Genomic DNA, 4,701 nt, shown 5'->3' with positions numbered 1-4,701 from the left:
GGTGGTCGCCCGGAGCGCTTCATCGGACTCCTGTGCTCGGCGCAGCTGCTCCTCGAGCGTGCCGAACTGAGCGTGCCTCTCCCGCTCGATCGCGGTGACCTTGGTCTGCATCTGCTGGAGACTCTCACGCACGGGGGCGAGCGCGGTGAGCACCGCATTCTGCTGCTGCACCCGCTGCGCCTCGGCGCGCTGCTCGTTTCGCGCGTGCTCGACGGCATCGCGGTACAGGTCGTATTGACGGTCTCGGTCGTCGCGCGCAGCGGCCAGCTCGGCCTGAGCGCGCGCGAGATCGGCGGCGCCTCGGCCGGCGCGCAGGAACCAGCCGACGGCGATGCCCGCAGCGAGTGCGACGAGCAGGAGAACGACAGCCAGAGCATCCATGTGTTCATGATGGGGCCGGCCTCCGACATTCGGAGGTCGCCGCGCACGGAGCGGTCGAGGTGCGGGTCAGGCGACCGCACGCTCCAGTGCGGGTGCGACAGGAGCAACCGGAGCGGTGACCCGCAGACTCAGCGCGTCGGCGAGAGCGAAGACGTCGCCTGCACCGGCTCTGTAGGCGGCGTCGATCACGATCTGGGCACACGCACGGGCATCGGCCAGGGCATCGTGGTGCGAGAACTCCTCGAACCCCGCGGCAGCAGCGGCGACCGGCAGCCGGTACGAGTCGAGCGTGTAGGTCTTGCGGGCGACCTGCAGGCTGCACAGCGACCGGTAGGGCGGGCACAGCTGGCCCGTGGCCTCAGACGCGCGGCGCAGCACATTGAGGTCGAAGCCGGCGTTGTGCGCGACCAGCACATCGGCACCCGCGAAGGCGCACAGGCGGTCGAACTGGTCGACCCAGGTCGCGGCCGACAGCACGTCCTCCGGCTGGATGCCATGGATGCGCACGTTCCACTCCTGGAACTCGTCATGGCCAGGCGGCGGCTGGATCAGCCAACCGGTGGTGGCGACGACCTGGCCGTCGCGGACGCGGACCAGTCCGACCGAGCACGCAGAGGCCGGGCTGGAGTTCGCGGTCTCGAAGTCGATCGCAGTGAAGTCCAGTGGCACATCCCCACCTTCCCCCGGTCCCTCGAAGACGTCTCGGAGACTCGCCGTATGCTGGCGACATGGCTGAGGACATGGCGACGTCGTTCGGAGCGCAGGCGGGAAACTACGAGGTCGGTCGACCTGATTATCCTTTCGAGGCCGTGGCATGGATGCTGGAGCGCATGCCGCACGGCTCACGTCGGATCGCCGATGTCGGTGCCGGCACAGGAAAGCTCACCAGGGTTCTCGCGGAGGCGCCGGACGCCGAGGTCGTCGCCGTCGATCCCGACCCCGTGATGCTCGCGACGCTCCGCGGTGCGGTGCCCGGCGTGCCGACGTTCCAGGGATCGGCCGAGCAGCTGCCGCTTCCGGACGCGAGTGTCGATGCCGTCGTGCTGGGGCAGGCATGGCATTGGGTCGATCCGGTGGCCGGCTCAGCCGAGATCGGGCGCGCCGTGCGCGGAGGGGGAGTGCTCGGCCTCATCTGGAACATCCGCGACGACCGTGTCGACTGGGTGCGCAGGCTCACCGAGATCATGCACGGCAGCCACGCCGAGAACATGCTCGCCGAGGGGGACCCGACTGTCTCCGCGCCGTTCAGCGGACTCGAGCAGGAGCGCTGGGAATGGGCCCGCCCCGTGACGCGCGACGTGCTGCACCGGATGGCGGCGTCACGCAGCTACATCATCACCGCTTCGGACGAGGAGAAGGCACGCATCGCGCGCGAGCTCGACGCGCTCTTCGACGAGCTCGACCTGCACGGGGACGCCACGATCGACCTTCCGTACGTCACGCGGGCGTATCGAGCCGTTCGCGACTGAGGTCCGTTGCGCGGCTCTGCGGCTCGGGCCGCTGCGCCGCGTCAGGCGTTCGCGCCGGATCAGGCCGAACGGCCCGGCGTCTGCCTGATCTCGCGCGTTCGCCTGATCTCGCGCCTCGCTCGCACAGCATCCCGCAGGATCGTGCGTCTTCAGCCAGGTAGACTCGTGCCCCGTGGCTCTCACTATCGGTATCGTCGGCCTGCCCAACGTCGGCAAGTCCACCCTCTTCAACGCACTCACCAAGAACGACGTGCTCGCGGCGAACTACCCGTTCGCGACGATCGAGCCGAACGTCGGCGTGGTGAACCTGCCCGATCCTCGCCTCGACAAGCTCGCGGAGATCTTCGGCAGCGAGCGCATCCTGCCCGCAGCGGTGTCGTTCGTCGACATCGCCGGCATCGTGCGCGGGGCGAGCGAGGGTGAGGGTCTGGGCAACAAGTTCCTCGCGAACATCCGTGAGGCCGACGCCATCGCTCAGGTCGTGCGCGGTTTCGCCGACGACGATGTCGTCCACGTCGACGGCACGGTGAATCCTGCCTCGGACATGGAGACCATCAACGCGGAACTCATGCTCGCCGACCTCGAGACCGTCGACAAGGCGATCGCGCGGTACGAGAAGGAAGTGCGCGGCAAGAAGATCGAGCCCATCGTGCTCGAGACCGCGAACGCGGCGAAGGATGCTCTCGAGCGCGGTGTGCTGCTGTCGGTCGCCGGCATCGACCTGACGCCGATCCGGGAGCTGGGTCTGCTCACCGCGAAGCCCGTCATCTTCGTCTTCAACGTCGACGAGTCCGTGCTGACCGACGACGCGCGCAAGGCGGAGCTCGCCGCCCTCGTCGCCCCGGCGAAGGCCATCTTCCTCGACGCGAAGATCGAGTCCGAGCTCATCGACCTCGACCCGGAAGACGCGGCCGAGCTCCTCGCCTCGACCGGCCAGGACGAGTCCGGTCTCGACCAGCTCGCCCGCATCGGCTTCGACACGCTCGGCCTGCAGACGTACCTGACCGCCGGTCCGAAGGAAGCCCGCGCCTGGACCATCCCCAAGGGATCGAAGGCGCCACAGGCTGCGGGCGTCATCCACACCGACTTCGAGAAGGGCTTCATCAAGGCCGAGATCGTCTCGTTCGACGATCTGGTCGAGACGGGCTCCGTCGTCGAGGCCCGCGCCAAGGGCAAGGCCCGCCTCGAGGGCAAGGACTACGTCATGCAGGACGGCGACGTCGTGGAGTTCCGCTTCAACAACTGAGTTCGGCGGGGAAGCTCCGGACACCTGTCACTGCGCACGCGAACCCGTGCTCGTCCGCACCGTCACGATAGCGTCGTGGACGAGGACGAGAGGACGACAGATGCCCACGTACCAGTACTTTCCCGCCCGATACGAGGGCCCCATCAGGACTCTCCTCCTGGATGCGAACGTGACGGCGCACCTGGATACCATCGCGCGTAAGGGCACGGAGTACGCCGACGGAGTGGTGAATCGACGCATGGCGGATCTTGTCCGCCGTCTCGATGCTGACGCACGGGTCCTGCCCGGCCTCGGTGCAGGCGAGGGGGTCATGCGGCGGGCGGGACTGCAAGACGTGTCGAACTACCGGCGCCGGAGCGAGAACGCGCAGGAGCTGCTCGCCGGTGACCGCTCGCGGATCACAGCGTGGCTCGAAGGTGAGGCTCTACCCGACCCTCGTGTTCCCGGGGACGCTGAACATCCGAGCGAGATAGGCACAGAGGAGTTCGAGATCGTTCGAGAGAACCTCCTCATTCCGTCCTACGCCGTGATGCTGAAGGCATATCAGTTGTACTTGCAGGGGAGGAGTCCCGAGTCCGGGTTCCGTGTCCTCGCCGGGTTCGCCGAGGAGCTGTTCGCCCGTGGCTCACGCGAGGTGTTGCTGGGCGCGCTGCTGCTGGCAGGCAATCACACGGGGCGTGAGATGGCGTTGAACATCATGAAGCTGCGCGAGCAGAAGGACCTCGCCTCAACGCTCGACGCACTGTGGAACACGAGCTTTGACCTGACGCATTCGCGAGTCGCGACGATGCCCTCTCTCCCCGAGTTCCGCGGCGCGTTCGAGGTTCCATGCGTCTTCGTCACTGATGACCGGCACCTGGGAAGGTTCCTGCAGATCCTCCAGCCGGCGGGGGCGATGTCCATGAAACGTGGCGGTGGCATCACCGGCGATCACGCCTATCTCAAGCGTGTCCTGCAGGACGGCATGCTTGCGAAGGTCGTCGAGATCGTCGAAGCAGGCAACGATCGGGCGTTGAACGAGACGACCGACGTCGAGGATATGGCGCGCATTCGCCGCTACCGAGCGCGCGCGTATGCCGATCAGTTGGAGGGATGGCTCGCCGAGCGCCTCGACGGCTGACGCGTCCGTGCACCACCCGCACGGGTGACAGGATTGACGGATGACCGCAACTCTCGTGGCACAAGGGCTGGCCGGCGGCTACGGCCACCGCACCCTCTTCGACTCGCTCGATCTGACCGTCGCGGCAGGCGACGTGGTCGGCCTCGTCGGGGTCAACGGGGCAGGGAAATCGACCCTCCTGAAGCTGCTGGCCGGCGTCGATGAACCGCAGGCCGGGACGATCCGTCTCTCACCTTCAGATGCCTTCGTCGGCTGGCTTCCGCAGGAGCACGAGCGCGTCCCCGGCGAGAGTGTCGCCGAATACATCGGCCGCCGCACGGGATGCGCAGCAGCGACCAGGGACATGGATGCCGCCGCCGCCGCTCTGGGCGACCCGAGCCTCGCGCCTCCGGGCACGGATCCCGCTGACACCTACTCGGTCGCGCTGGATCGCTGGCTGGCGAGTGGTGCCGCCGACCTCGACGAGCGGCTTCCGGCGGTGCTTG

5 protein-coding genes and 1 pseudogene are annotated in these 4,701 nt (G+C 67.7%); 4 read left to right on the top strand and 2 right to left on the bottom strand.

Translation table 11 applies throughout. The features are described from left to right. Window positions 1-381 (bottom strand): annotated as a pseudogene (locus AX744_RS13055) (DNA recombination protein RmuC); the annotation flags it as partial. 66 nt (window positions 382-447) lie between these two features. Beyond that, complete coding sequence (locus tag AX744_RS13050) at window positions 448-1,050, bottom strand: 3'-5' exonuclease (RefSeq protein WP_046749611.1); 603 nt, start codon at window positions 1,048-1,050, stop codon at window positions 448-450. Between the two features lie 59 nt (window positions 1,051-1,109). Here AX744_RS13050 and AX744_RS13045 point away from each other — a divergent pair, with 59 nt between their 5' ends. The 4 genes from AX744_RS13045 to AX744_RS13030 all read left to right on the top strand — a co-directional run. Further along, on the top strand, window positions 1,110-1,850 hold the full coding sequence (locus AX744_RS13045; RefSeq protein WP_046749610.1) for a class I SAM-dependent methyltransferase: 741 nt from the start codon (window positions 1,110-1,112) through the stop codon (window positions 1,848-1,850). Window positions 1,851-2,022: 172 nt separating this feature from the next. Then, window positions 2,023-3,096 (top strand): redox-regulated ATPase YchF, encoded by a 1,074-nt coding sequence (gene ychF / locus AX744_RS13040; protein WP_058631893.1) that lies wholly within the window; start codon window positions 2,023-2,025, stop codon window positions 3,094-3,096. A 100-nt stretch (window positions 3,097-3,196) separates the two neighbouring features. After that, window positions 3,197-4,216, top strand: a complete 1,020-nt coding sequence (locus tag AX744_RS13035; RefSeq protein ID WP_046749607.1) for a hypothetical protein — start codon at window positions 3,197-3,199, stop codon at window positions 4,214-4,216. 40 nt (window positions 4,217-4,256) lie between these two features. After that, the coding region (locus AX744_RS13030; RefSeq protein WP_157543608.1) for an ATP-binding cassette domain-containing protein at window positions 4,257-4,701 on the top strand (445 nt) is incomplete at its 3' end.

This window comes from Microbacterium sp. CCH5-D1 (assembly GCF_001557335.1).
In the GTDB taxonomy this organism is placed as follows: domain Bacteria; phylum Actinomycetota; class Actinomycetes; order Actinomycetales; family Microbacteriaceae; genus Microbacterium; species Microbacterium oxydans.
Note: the sequence above shows the minus strand (reverse complement) of the source record. Positions and strands in the feature narration are given on the sequence as shown.